General features: G+C 45.4%; 22 protein-coding genes. 13 read left to right on the top strand and 9 right to left on the bottom strand.

All coding sequences use genetic code 11. The features are described 5' to 3' along the window. Positions 1-57: 57 nt before the first annotated feature. The gene (locus tag NDJ01_RS02195) at positions 58-447 is read left to right on the top strand and encodes a RidA family protein (protein WP_005381087.1); all 390 of its coding nucleotides are present in this window, start codon (positions 58-60) and stop codon (positions 445-447) included. 84 nt (positions 448-531) lie between these two features. On the opposite strand, the gene NDJ01_RS02190 is transcribed toward NDJ01_RS02195, so the two are convergent. The 8 genes from NDJ01_RS02190 to mlaF form a co-directional block, all read right to left on the bottom strand. Then, positions 532-1,257: a 1-acylglycerol-3-phosphate O-acyltransferase gene (locus NDJ01_RS02190; protein WP_005381088.1), complete on the bottom strand. Its 726-nt coding sequence runs from the start codon at positions 1,255-1,257 to the stop codon at positions 532-534. A gap of 146 nt (positions 1,258-1,403) precedes the next feature. Continuing rightward, the gene (gene murA / locus NDJ01_RS02185; RefSeq protein ID WP_046873610.1) at positions 1,404-2,669 is read right to left on the bottom strand and encodes a UDP-N-acetylglucosamine 1-carboxyvinyltransferase; all 1,266 of its coding nucleotides are present in this window, start codon (positions 2,667-2,669) and stop codon (positions 1,404-1,406) included. Between the two features lie 9 nt (positions 2,670-2,678). Continuing rightward, positions 2,679-2,933, bottom strand: coding sequence for a BolA family iron metabolism protein IbaG (gene ibaG / locus NDJ01_RS02180; protein WP_005396230.1), 255 nt, complete (start codon positions 2,931-2,933; stop codon positions 2,679-2,681). A 3-nt stretch (positions 2,934-2,936) separates the two neighbouring features. Beyond that, positions 2,937-3,257 (bottom strand): lipid asymmetry maintenance protein MlaB, encoded by a 321-nt coding sequence (locus NDJ01_RS02175; RefSeq protein WP_258586171.1) that lies wholly within the window; start codon positions 3,255-3,257, stop codon positions 2,937-2,939. After that, complete coding sequence (gene mlaC / locus NDJ01_RS02170) at positions 3,257-3,895, bottom strand: phospholipid-binding protein MlaC (RefSeq protein WP_258586170.1); 639 nt, start codon at positions 3,893-3,895, stop codon at positions 3,257-3,259. The genes NDJ01_RS02175 and mlaC overlap by 1 nt, the downstream gene beginning before the upstream one ends. Before the next feature lie 2 nt (positions 3,896-3,897). Next, positions 3,898-4,386: an outer membrane lipid asymmetry maintenance protein MlaD gene (gene mlaD / locus NDJ01_RS02165; RefSeq protein WP_012841383.1), complete on the bottom strand. Its 489-nt coding sequence runs from the start codon at positions 4,384-4,386 to the stop codon at positions 3,898-3,900. A gap of 2 nt (positions 4,387-4,388) precedes the next feature. Further along, complete coding sequence (gene mlaE / locus NDJ01_RS02160; protein WP_258586169.1) at positions 4,389-5,180, bottom strand: lipid asymmetry maintenance ABC transporter permease subunit MlaE; 792 nt, start codon at positions 5,178-5,180, stop codon at positions 4,389-4,391. Continuing rightward, on the bottom strand, positions 5,170-5,973 hold the full coding sequence (mlaF, locus tag NDJ01_RS02155; RefSeq protein WP_005396235.1) for a phospholipid ABC transporter ATP-binding protein MlaF: 804 nt from the start codon (positions 5,971-5,973) through the stop codon (positions 5,170-5,172). Before mlaF ends, mlaE begins: the two co-directional genes overlap by 11 nt. 374 nt (positions 5,974-6,347) lie before the next feature. Here mlaF and NDJ01_RS02150 point away from each other — a divergent pair, with 374 nt between their 5' ends. The 11 genes from NDJ01_RS02150 to mgtE all read left to right on the top strand — a co-directional run bounded on the left by NDJ01_RS02150 (position 6,348) and on the right by mgtE (position 15,110). Then, a complete protein-coding gene (locus tag NDJ01_RS02150; RefSeq protein WP_258586168.1) occupies positions 6,348-7,313 on the top strand; it encodes a calcium/sodium antiporter in 966 nt (321 codons plus the stop codon). Positions 7,314-7,342: 29 nt separating this feature from the next. After that, positions 7,343-8,314, top strand: coding sequence for an arabinose-5-phosphate isomerase KdsD (kdsD, locus tag NDJ01_RS02145; protein WP_005396237.1), 972 nt, complete (start codon positions 7,343-7,345; stop codon positions 8,312-8,314). An 86-nt stretch (positions 8,315-8,400) separates the two neighbouring features. Continuing rightward, positions 8,401-8,964: an LPS export ABC transporter periplasmic protein LptC gene (lptC, locus tag NDJ01_RS02140; protein WP_005396238.1), complete on the top strand. Its 564-nt coding sequence runs from the start codon at positions 8,401-8,403 to the stop codon at positions 8,962-8,964. Then, positions 8,945-9,439 (top strand): lipopolysaccharide transport periplasmic protein LptA, encoded by a 495-nt coding sequence (lptA, locus tag NDJ01_RS02135; RefSeq protein ID WP_005396239.1) that lies wholly within the window; start codon positions 8,945-8,947, stop codon positions 9,437-9,439. The genes lptC and lptA overlap by 20 nt, the downstream gene beginning before the upstream one ends. 1 nt (position 9,440) lies before the next feature. Then, a complete protein-coding gene (gene lptB / locus NDJ01_RS02130; protein ID WP_005396240.1) occupies positions 9,441-10,166 on the top strand; it encodes an LPS export ABC transporter ATP-binding protein in 726 nt (241 codons plus the stop codon). 50 nt (positions 10,167-10,216) lie between these two features. Then, positions 10,217-11,686, top strand: a complete 1,470-nt coding sequence (locus NDJ01_RS02125; protein ID WP_005396241.1) for an RNA polymerase factor sigma-54 — start codon at positions 10,217-10,219, stop codon at positions 11,684-11,686. 24 nt (positions 11,687-11,710) lie between these two features. Then, positions 11,711-11,998, top strand: a complete 288-nt coding sequence (gene hpf / locus NDJ01_RS02120) for a ribosome hibernation promoting factor (RefSeq protein ID WP_005381114.1) — start codon at positions 11,711-11,713, stop codon at positions 11,996-11,998. Positions 11,999-12,000: 2 nt separating this feature from the next. After that, the gene (ptsN, locus tag NDJ01_RS02115) at positions 12,001-12,447 is read left to right on the top strand and encodes a PTS IIA-like nitrogen regulatory protein PtsN (protein WP_005381116.1); all 447 of its coding nucleotides are present in this window, start codon (positions 12,001-12,003) and stop codon (positions 12,445-12,447) included. Positions 12,448-12,461: 14 nt separating this feature from the next. Further along, the gene (gene rapZ / locus NDJ01_RS02110; RefSeq protein ID WP_258586167.1) at positions 12,462-13,325 is read left to right on the top strand and encodes an RNase adapter RapZ; all 864 of its coding nucleotides are present in this window, start codon (positions 12,462-12,464) and stop codon (positions 13,323-13,325) included. A 2-nt stretch (positions 13,326-13,327) separates the two neighbouring features. Then, complete coding sequence (locus NDJ01_RS02105; RefSeq protein ID WP_005396244.1) at positions 13,328-13,603, top strand: HPr family phosphocarrier protein; 276 nt, start codon at positions 13,328-13,330, stop codon at positions 13,601-13,603. Positions 13,604-13,751: 148 nt separating this feature from the next. Then, on the top strand, positions 13,752-15,110 hold the full coding sequence (gene mgtE / locus NDJ01_RS02100) for a magnesium transporter (RefSeq protein WP_006742352.1): 1,359 nt from the start codon (positions 13,752-13,754) through the stop codon (positions 15,108-15,110). A 62-nt stretch (positions 15,111-15,172) separates the two neighbouring features. On the opposite strand, the gene pmbA is transcribed toward mgtE, so the two are convergent. After that, positions 15,173-16,516, bottom strand: coding sequence for a metalloprotease PmbA (gene pmbA, locus NDJ01_RS02095; RefSeq protein WP_005396252.1), 1,344 nt, complete (start codon positions 16,514-16,516; stop codon positions 15,173-15,175). 110 nt (positions 16,517-16,626) lie between these two features. On the opposite strand from pmbA, the gene yjgA reads away from it, so the two are divergent. Further along, the gene (gene yjgA / locus NDJ01_RS02090) at positions 16,627-17,154 is read left to right on the top strand and encodes a ribosome biogenesis factor YjgA (protein WP_005396253.1); all 528 of its coding nucleotides are present in this window, start codon (positions 16,627-16,629) and stop codon (positions 17,152-17,154) included. Positions 17,155-17,228: the final 74 nt, after the last annotated feature.

Here is a 17,228-nt window from a genome sequence, read left to right as displayed (position 1 = left end):
CACGGGTTTAGAGGCAAACTGAGAATCTTTATTCCCTACAACTGATGGAAAAATCAAATGACGAAAGTACTTCACACTGAATCTGCACCAGCAGCAATCGGTCCTTACGTTCAAGGCGTAGATCTAGGTAACATGGTTCTTACTTCAGGCCAAATCCCAGTAAACCCAGCGACAGGTGAAGTGTCTGCTGATATCGCAGAGCAAGCTCGTCAGTCTCTAGAAAACGTAAAGGCTGTGGTTGAATCTTCAGGCCTTAAAGTGTCAGATATCGTGAAGCTAACGGTTTTTGTTAAAGACCTAAATGACTTTGGCACGGTGAACGAAGTTTACGGCAAGTTCTTTGATGAGCACGGCGTAGCAAACTACCCTGCACGCTCTTGTGTAGAAGTGGCTCGCCTACCAAAAGATGTTGGCATCGAGATTGAAGCAATTGCAGTTCGCAAATAATTGCACTTGCTGACAAACATAAAAAACGGGTAGCTCAGGCTACCCGTTTTTTATTGTCTTTTCGTGATGATATCGCAGTAAAACTTAAGCAGCATTACGTTGTTTGACTTCTTCATCTAACGATTCAAGCTTCTCTTTCATCTGTTCACGACAGATATTCGCTAGCTCGCGAATGCCCTCTTTACCATAGCCTTCTGTACTGATTGGAGGTAGCATTTCAACAATCACATGACCATTGTTCCAACGGTTCAGCTTAATTTTATTCGTCGAGCTACATACGATAGGAATTATTGGCACGCCTGCTCCAATTGCTGCATGAAAAGCACCTGTTTTGAATGGCAGCAGACCACGCCCACGAGAACGCGTGCCTTCAGGGAACATCCACACCGAAACATCACTTTCTTTCATGCTGCTCACTACCTGATCGATAGTACCTTTTGCTTTAGAGCGATTCGCTCGGTCAATCAGAATGTTACCCGTAAGCCAGTAAAGCTGACCAAACAGTGGCATCCAAGCCAAGCTCTTTTTACCTACTGTCACAACTTTCGGAGTCACAGCAGCAGAAACAGTAAACATGTCCCAGTTGTTCTGGTGGTTAGCAATGTAAACATGTTGGCCGCGTGAATACGCATCTTCAGGGATACGCAACTCTAACTTAATCCCAAACACACGAGACATCTTGGCAAACAAGCGGCCAAAAGTGAAAACGTGCTTAGGGTTTCGGGGGCTTAACAGGCAGTAACCACAACCACCAATAAACATAACAATCGCAAAGATAGCGACAGCAAATACACGTAACAGTGCAATCATTCTTGTTCTCCAGGAACCGGCTTTTGCCAGATACAGCTATTAATTTCTCTCTTTCCATAAAGGATAACTATGGTCATGAGAGTGATATAAAAAAGCCGAAACTCAGGTTTCGGCTCTCTTGATATCCAAGTTACCTGCGGTGCAGTTTAACTTGCCTCGCTCACTCGCTCAATATTTGCGCCAAGTGCAGCCAGTTTATTTTCGATTTTGTCGTAACCGCGGTCGATATGGTAAATACGATCAACGATGGTTTCGCCTTTAGCAATACAGCCCGCAATTACCAAACTAGCCGAAGCTCGCAGGTCGGTTGCCATGACTTGCGCACCACTTAATGACTCAACATCACCACAGATAACGGTGTTGCCTTCAATCTCGGCTTTCGCGCCCATACGCATCAATTCTGGTACGTGCATAAAGCGGTTTTCAAAGATAGTCTCAGTGATTACGCCGCCGCCTTTAGCCATCATGTTTAGTAGCGTAAATTGCGCTTGCATATCGGTCGGGAAGCCTGGATGCGGTGCTGTACGTACACTCACTGCTTTCAGCTCGCGATCGGTCATATCAACTGAAATCCAATCTTCACCCGTTTCGACAAGCGCGCCAGCTTCTTCTAGCTTGGCTAAAACCGCTTCAAGCAAATGAGCGTTAGTATTACGACATACTACTTTACCGCCAGATACCGCAGCAGCGACAAGGAATGTTCCCGTCTCAATACGGTCGGCAACCACGTTGTGTTTACAACCACCTAGGCGCTCAACACCTTCAATCGTGATCGTATCTGTGCCTGCACCAGAAATTTTTGCACCAAGCTTATTTAGGAAATCCGCTGTATCTACAATTTCAGGTTCACGCGCCGCGTTGTCTAGCGTTGTAGTGCCTTCAGCAAGTGCTGCAGCACACATGATGGTGATCGTCGCGCCTACGCTGACTTTATCCATCACGATGTGCGCACCTTTTAGACGACCATCAACCTCAGCTTTAACGTAACCATCTTCAAGCGTAATCGTTGCGCCAAGCTGCTCTAGGCCAGAAATATGCAGATCAACAGGACGAGCACCGATAGCACAACCGCCAGGTAGAGAAACCTGACCTTGACCAAATCGCGCTACGAGCGGACCCAAAGCCCAAATAGAAGCACGCATGGTTTTCACCAAATCATACGGTGCGCAGTATTCAGTAATGCTACTTGGATCGACGTGAACAGAACCATTACGGCTTACTTTCGCGCCTAAACGCTTAAGCAGTTCCATGGTTGTATCGATATCACGAAGGTGTGGCACGTTTGCCACTTCTACAGGCTCTTCCGCCAAGATAGACGCAAATAAAATCGGCAGTGCTGCGTTTTTTGCACCGGAAATGGTCACTTCACCAACGAGTGGTTTATCTGACCCAATAACTCGAAACTTTTCCATCAATAAACCTTAAAGCGACATCAGTTTCTTATCACGAGCCCACTCTTCTGGTGTGAACGCTTTAATTGATAATGCGTGAATGTCGTTACGCTGGATGTATTCCATCAGAGGACCATAAATTAACTGCTGCTTCTTAACGCGGCTCATTCCATCGAAACAAGCATCAACAGCAACCACCTCATAGTGGCTACCTTCACCTTTTACATGCACTTCTTGAAGGTTTAGTGCTTCTTCTAATAACTGTTGTACTTTTGCGCTATCCACAATTTACCCCTGATAATTCTGTATGTGTTTGGCCACTAAAGATTCAACATTGCTCAGTTGAAACAAAGTGCGCAGTTGCGCCGGCACGAAACTGAGCATTATATGACAGTTTTGCTTTTTTGCATGCTCTAATAAGTGGATTAACATCACCATTCCTGCAGAGTCGACGCGCTCTATCTCTTTTAACGAGCATTCCAGCTCATCTTGAGCTGGTTGCCATTGCTGAGCATACGCCCACAATGAGGGCACTGTATCTCTATCAAGTGCCCCTGTTAGCTTAAGAATGTTTTGATCTAATTGCCACTGAGCGGGAGTCTGGGCCATTATTTCTTCGCCTCAAAGCGAATCGGTTCCGCAGCTAATTTTTCTAGATCTTTCGCGACAGATAGAATGCCTTCTTGACGAATTTTGCTATTCCATTCTGACTGTTTGCTAGAAAGTAAACTGATGCCTTCCGCAATCATATCGAACGCTTCCCACTCACCAGATTTGTTGTCTTTACGCAATTTGAACTCTAGCTTGATGTTTGGACGCGGCGTATCGATGATATCAACTTTAATACTGGTGATACGCTTAGAGTCATCAATGCTAGGCTCAGGACCAAATTCAATTTGTTGGTCACTGTATTGCGTTAGCACTTGGGCATAAGAAGCAATTAAGTACGCGCGAAATGCATCGATAAACTCAAGTACGTCTTCACGTTTCGCTCCTTTTAGGTTTGGACCTAGGAGCTTTAACCCAGCATAGCGGTAGTTGACGTAAGGCATTAGCTCTTCTTCGACAATCACCTTGAGTAAATCTGGGTCTTGTTTGATTTTCGGCTGCTCGGCTTTTAATCTTTCGAAAGTGACTTCAGCCACTTGCTTCATCATCTTATAAGGTTCAGTTTTATCCACTTCTGTTGCACTTGTACCAAACGCGCTAAACACAGCACAAACTGAAAGTAATAATCTCGCTAACATAGTTATTCCTTACTTGAATCGTCTGAACCACCTACGCTGTAAAGCACTTGACCAATTAAGTCTTCAAGCACGAGCGCTGATTTGGTGTCTTCGATGGTATCGCCATCGACCAGCATGACTTCATCGTCAAAAACAAAGCCTGGTACTAAACCAATGTATTGCTCACCAATCAAGCCAGACGTCAAAATTTGTACGCTCGACGTTTCTGGGAATTGATTGTATTTGCTATTGATCGATAGAGTTACAACAGGTAATAAGTTATCTGGGTTAAGTGAAATATTGCTTACCCGGCCAATCACAACCCCACCCACTTTTACTGGCGAGCGAACTTTTAAACTACCAATATTATCGAACTCAGCCTTGAGGGTGTAAGTATCACCAGAGCCAATGCTTTTTACGTCAGCAACTTGAAAAATCATCACAAGAATCGCGCAAATTCCCGCTAATACAAAGCTGCCAACCCATAATTCAGTTTTACGTGTTTGTTGCATGATTAATTCCCAAACATCAATGCGGTCAGTACAAAGTCTAGTCCTAGTACTGCTAAAGAAGAATGCACAACAGTGCGCGTAGTTGCTCGGCTGATCCCTTCCGAAGTCGGAATAGCATCATAACCATTAAATAGAGCGACCCAAGTAACCGTAATTGCAAACGCAAAGCACTTGATCATACTGTTACCAATATCCTGTCCTAGTTCAACTGAGGACTGCATCGCTGACCAAAAACTGCCATGGTCAACACCTTTCCAGTCAACACCAACAAGCTGGGCGCCCCAAATACCCACTGCCATGAAAATCATAGCCAGTAATGGCATTGAAATAGCACCAGCCCAAAAACGTGGCGCGATCACTCTTTTCAGAGGATCTACCGCCATCATTTCAAGGCTAGAGAGTTGCTCCGTCGCTTTCATCAAACCTATCTCTGCAGTTAACGCAGAGCCTGCACGACCAGCAAACAGAAGTGCAGTGACAACGGGCCCTAATTCACGTAGCAATGAGAGCGCCACCATTTGCCCCAAACTGCCCTCTGCGCCGTAATCCACCAGAACAACATAGCCTTGTAGGCTCAAGACCATACCAATGAACAACCCAGATACGACGATAATCGCCAGAGACTGGACGCCTACGGAATAAAGTTGTTTAACGAGCAAAGGAAAGCTTTTAAGCGGTTGTGGCTTAGTAAACAGTGCCCCAATCAGCATGAAAGCCGCACGACCAAATGCTCCGCAGATGGAGAGCGTTCGTCTACCTAGTGAGGCGACAAAATGCATAAAGTTATCGACCATCAAATAAGTCCTTTTCGATACTTTGAGAAGGGAAGCGAAACGGTACAGGACCATCTGCATCACCTTGTAAGAACTGCTGAACGCGAGGGTCAGGATTCTGATTAAGCTCTTCTGGTGTGCCAAAAGCGATAATTTTGCCATCGGCCATCAGATAAACCCAATCAGCAATACTCATCACTTCAGGCACGTCGTGAGAAACGACTATAGAAGTTAAACCTAACGCTTGATTTAGATTACTAATGAGCTCAACCAAGACACCCATGGTGATTGGGTCTTGTCCGACAAATGGTTCATCATACATGATTAAATCAGGATCCAGGGCGATCGCACGCGCCAACGCAGCGCGTCTAGCCATGCCACCCGATAGCTCGCTCGGCATCAATTGTGCCGCGCCGCGTAGACCGACGGCTTCAAGCTTAAGCAACACCATGGTACGAATCAGCTCTTCAGATAAATTCGTATGCTCTCGCAATGGGAAGGCGACGTTATCAAAGACATTCAAATCAGTGAATAAAGCTCCTGATTGAAACAACATGCTCATTTTCTTTCGAGCATGGTAGAGCTTTTTACGCGAGAGAGAGGGAATATTGTCGCCATCAAACCAGATCTCTCCTTGCTCGGGATACAACTGACCACCAATTAAACGCAGCAGTGTAGTTTTACCTATTCCCGATGGTCCCATAATGGCCGTCACTTTGCCCTCAGGAACATGCAGATCAATACCATCAAAGATCTTGCGCTCTCCCCGTGAAAAAGTGAGGTTGTTCACGGTGACTAAATCGTTGTTCGACATATCATCTCTTCTACTGTCGGAGCGTTGCAACTCACGGCATCATCAACCAGACACACAACGGAGTTGAATTTCACGTTTAATAAAGTAACGTCGGTACATTTATTAGGCTGCAATCATAAGCACATTGGCTTTGAATTTAAAGCACTGTTCAATTAAATAAAGTCGAGTATATACCTGCAATTTTTTGTGGATTACGATCAAATCAGCGCAAAGTGTTTAAATCCTAGACAAGAATTGCTGATTTAAATGAACGACATTTGCATACATTTTCGTTACTAACCTTTAATTTATTCGTCGTTTATCTTCCATTTTAGGCCGCAAAAGGTCAAAATTAGCGGTTATTCATTTTACTTATTTAATACTTAGGAATTCTCATGCTCGAAGCCGTAGCGTTGCTTATAGTCGGTCTTGTTTTGCTCGTATGGAGTGCAGATAAACTTGTTTTTGGTTCTGCAGCGATAGCCCGCAACGTCGGTATTTCACCTCTTGTCATCGGCATGACAATCCTTGCGATGGGCTCTTCTGCGCCAGAGATGATGGTTTCTGCAACCGCAGCCTGGGACGGAAAAACCGATACTGCAGTGGGTAACGTTTTAGGCTCAAACATCGCGAACATCGCTTTAATCCTAGGTATTACAGCACTCATCAAGCCTCTGTCGATTAGCTCCGCGGTCATCCGCCGGGAACTGCCATTAATGATTGCAGTAACAGTACTCGCCGGTATTCTGCTTTGGAATAGTCATCTCGGTTTTTATGAAGGTGTCTTATTGTTTGTACTCTTTGGGGCATTTTTATTTGCTATGTTGCAGATCAGCCGCAAAGAACAAAAAGCAGGTGATGTTTTTCTTGATGACCAAGAGTCAGAAATCCCAGAAGGCGTCAGCAACCCTAAAGCGATCATGTGGGTGGTTATTGGCCTGATACTGCTTCCTTTGGCAGCAAGCATGCTAGTGGATAACGCGGTGATTATTGCAAAGTATTTTGGCATGAGCGATCTTGTCATCGGTCTGACTATCATTGCCATCGGTACTAGTCTACCTGAGCTCGCAGCATCGCTTGCTGGTGTTTTAAAAGGTGAAGACGACATGGCCGTCGGTAACATTATTGGCTCGAATGTGTTTAATATTCTGGCCGTAATGGGCATTCCTGGCATCATTAATCCATCGGTGCTGAGTGAGTACGCGATGGGACGTGACTTCTGGGTCATGTTAGGCGTTTCACTGTTACTTGTCGCGATGTGTTTGGGTAAATCACGCAGTATTAACCGTATTGAAGGTGCAATCTTGTTTGCATGCTTCCTAGGTTATCAAGTGTACTTATTCGCAAACATGGCCGCTTAATTACCACGATAAATAATTAGAGAACTGATATGTCCAATCAATTTGATTTTCGCGCTGCTGCTAAACAAGTTCTTGATATCGAAGTTGCTGCTCTGCAAGAGCTGGATACCTACTTTGATGATCAATTTGAGAAAGCGTGCGAACTGATCCTTTCCAACAGCGGCAAAGTAGTCGTTATGGGTATTGGCAAGTCAGGCCATATTGGTAACAAGATTGCTGCGACTCTGGCAAGCACGGGGACTTCTGCGTTTTTCGTTCACCCTGGCGAAGCAGCACATGGCGACTTGGGCATGATCAGCCCTGGAGATATTGTGCTCGCAATTTCTAACTCTGGTGAGTCAAACGAAATTCTGTCTCTATTTCCGGTATTAAAACGCCTGAACATCAAGATAATTAGTATGACAGGCAAGCCAGAATCCAATATGGCAAAACTGTCTGACTTGCACCTGCAAATCACGGTACCTCAAGAAGCTTGCCCACTAGGGTTGGCACCGACCAGCAGTACCACGGCCACATTAGTAATGGGAGACGCATTAGCCGTAGCCCTACTTCAAGCGCGTGGTTTTTCTGCCGAAGATTTTGCCCTATCTCATCCAGGTGGCGCGTTAGGGAGAAAACTGCTGCTTAAGTTGTCTGATATTATGCACTTTGGAGAAGCGTTACCTAAAGTTTCTCCAAACGCATTGATTCGCGATGCCCTGCTTGAAATTTCAGAAAAAGGGCTAGGCATGACCGCTATCGTCGATGAACACGATGCTATGCTTGGTATATTCACCGATGGTGATTTACGTCGCACCTTAGACAAACGCATTGATATTCATACGACCGCGATTGGCGAAGTCATGACGACAAATCCAACCACAGCGCACCCTGATATGCTAGCGGTTGAAGGTTTGAACTTGATGCAGAATAAAAATATTAACGCTCTGATTTTATGTAAAGACGAAAAAATTGTGGGCGCACTGAACATGCACGATTTACTAAAAGCTGGCGTGATGTAATATCAGCACAAACATTTAAATCATTTATTACACAAATAAAGGCAATGGTCAGGGAAGTACTGAGCTAAACGATAGGCCTTCATTATATGAGTTTTACTCGCCTTATTTATTTGCTCTTGATCTTCGTTGTCGCATGGTGCGGTTATTACCTACTGACCCCAAAAGGCAACGACGCAATTCAAGTAGCACCAGATTCTGAACTGCCCATGTTCAGTGGTACTGGACTGGAAAACATCACCTATGGTGAAGATGGTGTCCGCAGTTACATCATCCGCTCCACGAACTTAGACCATTATGCTAAGAGTGGAGATACCATTTTTAATAACCCGACTTTGATGGTTTACCGTGAAGGTAGCGTCATTGAATGGAAGGTGACGGCCACAAGAGCCGTGTTAGATGAAGACCAAGTCTTAACGTTATATGACAAAGTCTTAATGCAAAATCTTCTGCCGGGTGCGAGTTTTGATACCATGGCAACAGACAAGTTAGTCATTAATCTAACCAATCGTGATTTTAAAGCTGATCAACAGGTCATGTTGGTTGGGCCACAATTTGAAACTACTGGAGGCGCAATGCAAGGCAACTTAAAGCAGCATACCGCAACTCTGACAGACGAAGTTCAAGGTCGATATGAAACCGTTACACCTTAGCCTACTGGCACTGGTATTGGCGGCGCCTCAAGCGCTGGCACTTAAGTCGGATACTCAACAACCGGTTTACATTAACTCTGACACCCAACAAGTGGATATGAAGAGTAACCAGGTTATTTTTAAAGGCGATGTATCTCTTAAGCAAGGTAGCATCAATATCGATGCTGATAGAATCGTGGTAACGCGCGATCCTAAAACCGAAGCCATCAAACAGATTCAAGCATTTGGTAAACCTGCGAAGTTTTCTCAGCTGATGGACGATGGTAAGACACTGAGTGGTCAAGCTGTGGAGCTGGATTACCGTATTTCTACAGACGAACTGACCATGAAAGGTCAAGCGCAACTGGCACAAGACAACAACACCATCAAAGGTTCTTCGATTCGTTACCAAATTGGTAAACAAAAGCTAGTCGCTGATAGCTCTAAGGAAGAGCGCGTTACGACCATTTTGCAACCCAATCAGATAGAGAACTAATATGGCAGTACTGAGTGCGAAAAACTTGGCGAAAAGCTACAAAAAGCGCAAAGTCGTAACCGATGTTAGCTTGGAAGTTGAATCTGGTCAGATTGTTGGGCTGCTAGGCCCAAACGGCGCAGGTAAAACCACCTCGTTTTATATGATTGTCGGCTTGGTGCCACGAGATGAAGGCACCATCACCATTGATGATAAAGATATCAGTATTCTGCCGATGCACAGTCGTTCGCGTCTCGGGATTGGCTACCTTCCGCAAGAAGCGTCGATTTTCCGTAAGCTGTCGGTAGAAGATAACATCATGGCTGTACTCGAAACTCGTCAAGAAATGACACGTGAAGAGCGCCAAGATAAGCTGGAAGATTTGTTAGAAGAATTCCACATTCAGCACATCAGAACCAGTGCGGGTATGGCACTATCAGGGGGTGAGCGACGCAGAGTGGAAATCGCTCGCGCTTTAGCAGCCAACCCTCAATTCATTTTGTTGGATGAACCTTTCGCTGGTGTTGACCCAATCTCGGTTAATGACATCAAGAAAATCATCGAGCATCTACGCGATCGCGGCCTCGGAGTGTTAATCACTGACCATAACGTGCGTGAAACACTGGACGTATGCGAAAAAGCCTATATCGTAAGCCAAGGGCACCTAATTGCATCGGGAACTCCGGCAGAAGTTCTCAATAATGAACAGGTGAAACAAGTTTATCTCGGCGAACAATTCCGTCTATGATTATATTAGGAACGGGAAGATTCTGAGCATTACAAGGTAAGTAACACTGAATGAAACCTTCATTACAACTCAAGCTAGGTCAACAGTTAGCCATGACGCCACAGTTGCAACAAGCGATTCGCTTACTGCAACTGTCGACACTCGATCTTCAACAGGAAATCCAAGAAGCCTTGGATTCAAACCCATTATTGGAAGTTGAAGAAGGCCAAGATGAGCCTCTAGCAAACGGTGAAGATAAATCAGCGGTCGAGGCTGCTGATAGCAACAGTGCTAACGAACCAGCAGACATTGACGTTCCAGACAGTTCAGACGTAATTGAGAAGTCAGAGATCAGCTCTGAACTTGAAATCGATACCACTTGGGATGACGTCTACAGCGCGAATACCGGTAGCACTGGCTTAGCTCTTGATGATGATATGCCTGTCTACCAAGGCGAAACCACGGAATCATTGCATGACTACCTAATGTGGCAGCTTGACCTAACACCATTCAGTGAAACCGATCGTACGATTGCATTAGCGATTATTGACGCTGTTGACGACTACGGTTACCTAACCCTATCTCCTGAAGAAATTCATGAGAGCTTCGATAACGAAGAGATTGAGTTAGACGAAGTAGAAGCCGTTCGTAAACGTATTCAGCAGTTCGATCCGCTCGGTGTGGCATCACGCAACTTACAAGAGTGCCTACTGCTACAGCTAGCGACTTTCCCAGAAGACACACCGTGGCTTGCTGAAGCCAAAATGATTCTTGCGGATCATATTGATCACCTGGGGAACCGTGACTACAAGCTCGTCATCAAAGAGACTAAGCTGAAAGAAGCCGATCTGCGTGAAGTCTTAAAGCTTATCCAACAGTTAGATCCTCGTCCAGGTAGTCGCATCACTCCTGATGATACCGAATACGTAATTCCAGACGTATCCGTTTTTAAAGACAATGGCAAATGGACCGTTTCTATAAACCCGGATAGCGTGCCCAAATTAAAAGTAAATCAACAATATGCTCAATTAGGCAAAGGTAATAGCGCGGATAGTCAGTACATCCGCAGCAATTTGCAAGAGGCAAAATGGTTAATTAAGAGCTTAGAGAGTAGAAACGAGACGCTACTCAAAGTTGCAAGATGTATTGTTGAACATCAACAAGATTTCTTCGAGTATGGTGAGGAAGCCATGAAGCCAATGGTGCTCAATGATGTCGCTTTGGCTGTGGACATGCATGAATCCACGATTTCTCGTGTAACAACGCAAAAATTTATGCATACACCACGTGGTATTTTTGAATTGAAGTACTTCTTCTCTAGCCATGTTAGTACTGACAACGGCGGAGAATGTTCGTCAACAGCAATTCGCGCACTCATTAAAAAACTGGTCGCAGCAGAGAATACTGCTAAGCCATTGAGTGATAGCAAGATTGCTGCTCTTCTGGCTGACCAAGGGATTCAGGTCGCGAGACGTACGATAGCCAAATATCGAGAATCCTTGGGAATTGCCCCTTCAAGTCAGCGTAAACGCCTATTATAAGGCACTAACTGAAAAGGAAAGTCTATGCAAATCAATATTCAAGGCCATCACGTTGATCTTACCGATTCAATGCAAGACTATGTAAATTCTAAGTTTCAGAAGCTCGAAAGGTTCTTCGACCATATCAATCAAGTACATGTTGTACTAAAAGTTGAAAAAATCACTCAAATCGCGGAAGCTACGCTTCATATAAATCAAGGCGAAATCCACGCATCAGCTGATGACGAAAATATGTATGCCGCGATCGATTCGCTGGTAGATAAATTGGTTCGCCAACTCAATAAGCACAAAGAAAAACTAAACAGTCATTAATCATGCAACTGAGCGAAATACTGTCATTGGACTGCACCAAGAGTGCGGTCCACTGCACGAGTAAAAAACGCGCCCTTGAAATGATCAGCCGCATCGTGGCTGATCAAACGGGCCAAGATTCTACCGAACTGTTCGAGTGCATGCTCAACAGAGAGAAAATGGGCAGTACTGGTATCGGAAACGGTATTGCGATCCCACACGCTAGAATGCAATCGAGCGACAAGGCTATTGCTGTCTTGCTGCAATGTGATGAAGCCATTGAATTCGATGCGATTGATAATCGACCTGTCGACCTTCTTTTTGCGCTCCTTGTACCAGAAGAACAGTGCAAAGAGCACCTCAAGACTCTATCCTCTATGGCAGAACGTCTGAGCGATAAGCAAGTATTAAAACTACTGCGTAATGCTCAGAGTGATGAAGAACTTTACGACATCATGATTCACCAATAAGCAGGACTAACTCCATGCGACTAATCGTTGTTAGCGGGCACTCAGGTGCCGGTAAAAGTATTGCGCTTCGTGTACTGGAAGACTTAGGTTACTACTGTGTTGATAACCTGCCAGTTAACTTGCTAGACGCATTTGTTCATTCTGTTGCTGACAGCAAACAGAATGTTGCAGTCAGCATTGATATTCGCAATATTCCTAAAAAGCTAAAAGAACTGACGAGTACACTAGAACAGTTAAAAACTGAGCTTGATGTGACCGTGCTTTTCTTGGACGCCAATAAAGAAACGCTACTCAAACGCTACAGCGAAACACGCCGAATTCACCCGTTATCTTTAGGTGGCACCTCCCTCTCCCTTGACCAAGCCATCGAGCGTGAGAAAGAAATTTTAACGCCACTTAAAGCGCATGCCGATCTTGTACTGAACAGCAGTGGACAATCTTTGCATGAGTTGAGTGAAACCGTGCGTATGCGTGTTGAAGGCAGGGATCGCAAAGGGCTTGTTATGGTATTTGAGTCTTTTGGCTTCAAATATGGCCTGCCTTCCGATGCCGATTACGTATTCGACGTTCGCTTCTTGCCCAACCCACATTGGGAACCAGCGTTGCGCCCACTTACGGGTTTGGATGCCCCTATCGCCGCATTTTTGGAGCAGCACCAATCGGTGTTAAGTTTGAAATACCAAATTGAAAACTTTATAGAGAATTGGTTACCTCTGCTCGAGAAAAACAATCGCAGCTATTTGACCGTTGCAATAGGTTGTACCGGTGGTAAGCACCGTTCGGTGTACTTAACTCAGCAAATCGGTGAGTACTTCGCCAATAAAGGACACCAAGTGCAAATTCGTCATACCTCACTAGAGAAAAACACTAAGGAGTAGCTGTGGAGTTAAGTCGTAAAGTATTGATTCAAAATCGCCTTGGCTTACATGCTCGCGCAGCCGTCAAACTGGTCGAACTGGCCCAGAGCTTTGAAGCGGTCATCACTATCGACAATGAAGAAGACAAAACCGCCACAGCAGACAGCGTAATGGGTTTATTAATGCTTGAGTCTGCTCAAGGACAGTACGTCACAATCCACGCTGCGGGTGAGCAAGCAGAAGAAGCACTGGATGCCGTTTGCCACTTAATCGAAGATAAATTTGATGAAGGCGAGTAATTTACTCGCTTTTTTATTACCTCTCACTCTCCTTCCCCTCACAGCTCCAAGAAATAAATTTGCTTAGTATCATAAGTTGTTATTAAAAGGCGCCTAGAATTAAGTTATTATTCAACGCATTGTAAATATCAGGAATTGGGAGGAATGAATGGCAGAGCAAATTGAATTCGACCAAGCTCACCAAGCCCTCCAAGAAGTCACAGAAGCGCTAGAAAATGGCCGCTTCGTCCATGTTCGTCGTCAGTTACAGGACATGGAACCTGAGGATATCGCTCACCTTTTAGAAGCCTCTCCACGAAAAAGCCGTGAAGTTCTCTGGCAACTCACCGACCCTGAAGACTACGGTGAAATTCTCGACGAACTGAACGAAGACGTCAAAGATAGTCTCGTATCCAAAATGGCACCAGAAGCGCTTGCAGAAGCGACAGAAGGCATGGATACCGATGACGTAGCTTATGTACTGCGTAGCTTGCCAGACAACCTGTCACGCGAAGTCCTGTCGCAAATGGACTCCTCTGACCGTCTGCGTGTCGAAACCGCCCTGTCCTACCCAGAGGACACTGCAGGTGGACTGATGAACACCGACGTTATCACGATTCGTGGTGACGTAGATGTGGATGTGGTTTTACGTTATCTGCGTATGAAAGGTGAACTACCAGAAGCAACGGATGCACTTTATGTCATTGATGAAGAAAGCAAACTGATTGGTGAACTACCCATTACTCTGCTGATCACGACCCAGCCTGATGTCAAAATTGTCGACATCATGGAAGATGCTGACGAAGCGATCACTGTCGATACCAGTGATTCAGATGTTGCTAGTCTGTTCGAACGTCGTAACTGGGTCTCTGCTCCTGTCGTAGACGAGAATCAGCATCTCGTTGGCCGTATCACTATCGATGACGTAGTTGACGTTATCCGTGAAGATGCCGAGCACTCGATGATGAGTATGGCAGGTATGGACGATGACGAAGATACCTTCGCACCCGTTGTAAAATCAGCTCGCAAACGCAGTATCTGGCTTGGGGCCAACGTGTTGGCCGCACTCGCTGCCGCTTCTGTTTCTAACATGTTTGAAGCCACGCTAGACCAGATGGCGGCCATTGCCGTATTGATGACGATTGTTCCTTCCATGGGTGGTGTCGCTGGTAACCAAACCGTCGCACTAGTAATTCGTGGTCTTGCTCTTGGTCATATCGGTGACTCGAACAAACGAGAACTGTTGATGAAAGAAGCCTCGATCGGTTTACTCAACGGCATCATGTGGGCGCTGATTATTGGCGGTATTGTTGTCGCTTGGAAAGGTAACTGGATGCTAGGGGGAATCATTTCCGCCGCGATGCTGACTAACTTATTGGTCGCTGGGGTTGCCGGAGTAACGATTCCAATCCTCTTAAAGAAAATGAACATCGACCCAGCTTTAGCTGGTGGTATGGCGTTAACGACCGTAACGGATGTAATTGGTTTATCAGTATTCTTAGGGCTTGCCACAATACTGATTACCTAACTGCAAAAACAAAAAAGCCTGATGAACACATCAGGCTTTTTTTAATTCTGAATTAGGAGAACTTACTCACCCGCCACTTTCATCGCATCCAGTAAGATTGAACCCGTTTGAATTTGCGAGCGCGTTTCAACGTCGCTACCTACGGCAACAATCTTATTGAACATGTCCTTCAGATTACCAGCGATGGTAATTTCCGATACTGGGTATTGGATTTCGCCGTTCTCAACCCAAAAGCCTGCAGCACCGCGAGAGTAATCACCTGTTACCACGTTCACGCCTTGCCCCATCACTTCTGTCACTAGAAGACCAGTGCCGAGCTCTTTAAGCATTTGTTCGAAGTTTTGACCAGTCGATTTCACGTACCAGTTATGGATGCCACCAGCGTGACCTGTCGGCGCCATCTTCATTTTACGTGCGGCATAACTGGTTAACAGGTAAGTCGCTAGCACACCGTCAGTGATGATCTCACGATCTTGAGTGTACACGCCTTCGCTATCGAAGGGGCTTGACGCCAAACCACGTAATACATGTGGACGCTCCGAGATATTGAACCACTCAGGAAGCACTTGCTTACCAAGATGATCAAGTAGAAAAGAAGATTTACGGTACAGGTTACCACCGCTGATCGCCATAACAAGGTGACCAATCAAGCCAGTTGCAACATCAGCAGCAAACATGATTGGGTATTTACCTGTCTTTAAGCGCTGCGCATCTAAGCGGTTAATCGTATTCTCTGCCGCCTTACGACCCACTGTTTCTGGTGTCCATAAGTCATCGCGATGACGTGCCACTGTGTAGCTGTAATCACGCTCCATTTCGCCATTTTGACCAACGCCAATCACACAACAGCTGGTACTGTGGCGGCTAGACGCATAGCTTGCTAATAAGCCATGGCTGTTACCATACACTTTTACACCGTAGTGACTATCATAACTCGCGCCATCACTTTGCTTGATTGCACTGTCATAACTTAACGCTTCTTTCTCAGCGGCGATCGCCACATCGGCAGCATAATCGGGATCAGGGGCGTCTGGATGGAAAAGATCAAGCTCAGGGATCTCTTGAACCATGTATTCTTTGGCTGCGGGCCCTGCAAATGGATCTTCAGATGTGTAATGCGCAATATCCAGCGCCGCAATAACGGTTTGCTCGATAGCAGCTTCACTTAAATCAGACGTGGAAGCACTGCCTTTACGTTGACCTCGGTAAACGGTAATGCCCAGCGCACCATCGCTGTTGAACTCGACATTTTCTACCTCGCCCATGCGAGTAGATACACTTAAACCAGTGCTTTTGGTAATTGCGACTTCGGCGGCGTCAGATTTTGCCGATGCAAGCTTTAAGGCTCTTGCGACGGCTTGCTCTAGCTCGGTACGTTGCTCAGCAACCTGCTGTTTAATATCCATTGTCTTTCACATCTTGTCTTTGATGAACAATAGGATAACAAGAATTTCGCTTTCTCCCCACGATTCTTGTTAAAATAGTCATAATATTAATCAAAACACAGGCAACTGAAATGGCACGTAAGAATCAAAAAGCGCCATGGGAACCAGAAGAAGAGATCATCTGGGTAAGCAAATCCGAGATGAAGCGAGACATGGAAGAACTGCAAAAGCTAGGTGAGGAGCTTGTCGGCCTCAAACCTGCAGTTCTCGAAAAGTTTCCATTGAGCGAAGACCTACGAGAAGCAATTGCAGACGCACAACGCTTTAAAAACGAAGCACGTCGTCGCCAATTACAACGTATTGGTAAGTTGATGCGTTATGAAGATCCAGAGCCAATCCAAGCGGCATTGGATAAGATTCGTAACAAGCACTCTCAATTAACGGCGGTATTCCACAAGCTTGAAGCTCTGCGTGATCGCGTGGTGGAAGAAGGCGACAAAGCCATTGATGACGTAATGGAAATGTACCCAGAGGCGGATCGTCAGCGTCTACGCCAATTGGCTCGCCAAGCAGCGAAAGAGAAAAAAGCGGGGAAACCAGCAAAAGCGTACCGCGAAATCTTCCAGATCCTAAAAGGTCTGAACGAAGAAGAGTTTTAATTCGACGATTCGATACCAACGAGCATTCAATTAACGAAAAAAGCAGACATGATGTCTGCTTTTTTTTATCTTTT

This window comes from Vibrio sp. HS-50-1 (assembly GCF_024747315.1).
Lineage (GTDB): Bacteria > Pseudomonadota > Gammaproteobacteria > Enterobacterales > Vibrionaceae > Vibrio > Vibrio diabolicus.
Note: the sequence above shows the minus strand (reverse complement) of the source record. Positions and strands in the feature narration are given on the sequence as shown.

What these genes read in the sequence shown, in the direction of transcription:
- NDJ01_RS02195 (WP_005381087.1), top strand. Translation starts at nt 58, where the DNA reads ATGACGAAAGTACTTCACACTGAATCTGCACCAGCAGCAATCGGTCCT.
- NDJ01_RS02190 (WP_005381088.1), bottom strand. Translation starts at nt 1,257, where the DNA reads ATGATTGCACTGTTACGTGTATTTGCTGTCGCTATCTTTGCGATTGTT.
- murA (WP_046873610.1), bottom strand. Translation starts at nt 2,669, where the DNA reads ATGGAAAAGTTTCGAGTTATTGGGTCAGATAAACCACTCGTTGGTGAA.
- NDJ01_RS02175 (WP_258586171.1), bottom strand. Translation starts at nt 3,257, where the DNA reads ATGGCCCAGACTCCCGCTCAGTGGCAATTAGATCAAAACATTCTTAAG.
- mlaC (WP_258586170.1), bottom strand. Translation starts at nt 3,895, where the DNA reads ATGTTAGCGAGATTATTACTTTCAGTTTGTGCTGTGTTTAGCGCGTTT.
- mlaD (WP_012841383.1), bottom strand. Translation starts at nt 4,386, where the DNA reads ATGCAACAAACACGTAAAACTGAATTATGGGTTGGCAGCTTTGTATTA.
- mlaE (WP_258586169.1), bottom strand. Translation starts at nt 5,180, where the DNA reads ATGGTCGATAACTTTATGCATTTTGTCGCCTCACTAGGTAGACGAACG.
- mlaF (WP_005396235.1), bottom strand. Translation starts at nt 5,973, where the DNA reads ATGTCGAACAACGATTTAGTCACCGTGAACAACCTCACTTTTTCACGG.
- NDJ01_RS02150 (WP_258586168.1), top strand. Translation starts at nt 6,348, where the DNA reads ATGCTCGAAGCCGTAGCGTTGCTTATAGTCGGTCTTGTTTTGCTCGTA.
- kdsD (WP_005396237.1), top strand. Translation starts at nt 7,343, where the DNA reads ATGTCCAATCAATTTGATTTTCGCGCTGCTGCTAAACAAGTTCTTGAT.
- lptC (WP_005396238.1), top strand. Translation starts at nt 8,401, where the DNA reads ATGAGTTTTACTCGCCTTATTTATTTGCTCTTGATCTTCGTTGTCGCA.
- lptA (WP_005396239.1), top strand. Translation starts at nt 8,945, where the DNA reads ATGAAACCGTTACACCTTAGCCTACTGGCACTGGTATTGGCGGCGCCT.
- lptB (WP_005396240.1), top strand. Translation starts at nt 9,441, where the DNA reads ATGGCAGTACTGAGTGCGAAAAACTTGGCGAAAAGCTACAAAAAGCGC.
- NDJ01_RS02125 (WP_005396241.1), top strand. Translation starts at nt 10,217, where the DNA reads ATGAAACCTTCATTACAACTCAAGCTAGGTCAACAGTTAGCCATGACG.
- hpf (WP_005381114.1), top strand. Translation starts at nt 11,711, where the DNA reads ATGCAAATCAATATTCAAGGCCATCACGTTGATCTTACCGATTCAATG.
- ptsN (WP_005381116.1), top strand. Translation starts at nt 12,001, where the DNA reads ATGCAACTGAGCGAAATACTGTCATTGGACTGCACCAAGAGTGCGGTC.
- rapZ (WP_258586167.1), top strand. Translation starts at nt 12,462, where the DNA reads ATGCGACTAATCGTTGTTAGCGGGCACTCAGGTGCCGGTAAAAGTATT.
- mgtE (WP_006742352.1), top strand. Translation starts at nt 13,752, where the DNA reads ATGGCAGAGCAAATTGAATTCGACCAAGCTCACCAAGCCCTCCAAGAA.
- pmbA (WP_005396252.1), bottom strand. Translation starts at nt 16,516, where the DNA reads ATGGATATTAAACAGCAGGTTGCTGAGCAACGTACCGAGCTAGAGCAA.
- yjgA (WP_005396253.1), top strand. Translation starts at nt 16,627, where the DNA reads ATGGCACGTAAGAATCAAAAAGCGCCATGGGAACCAGAAGAAGAGATC.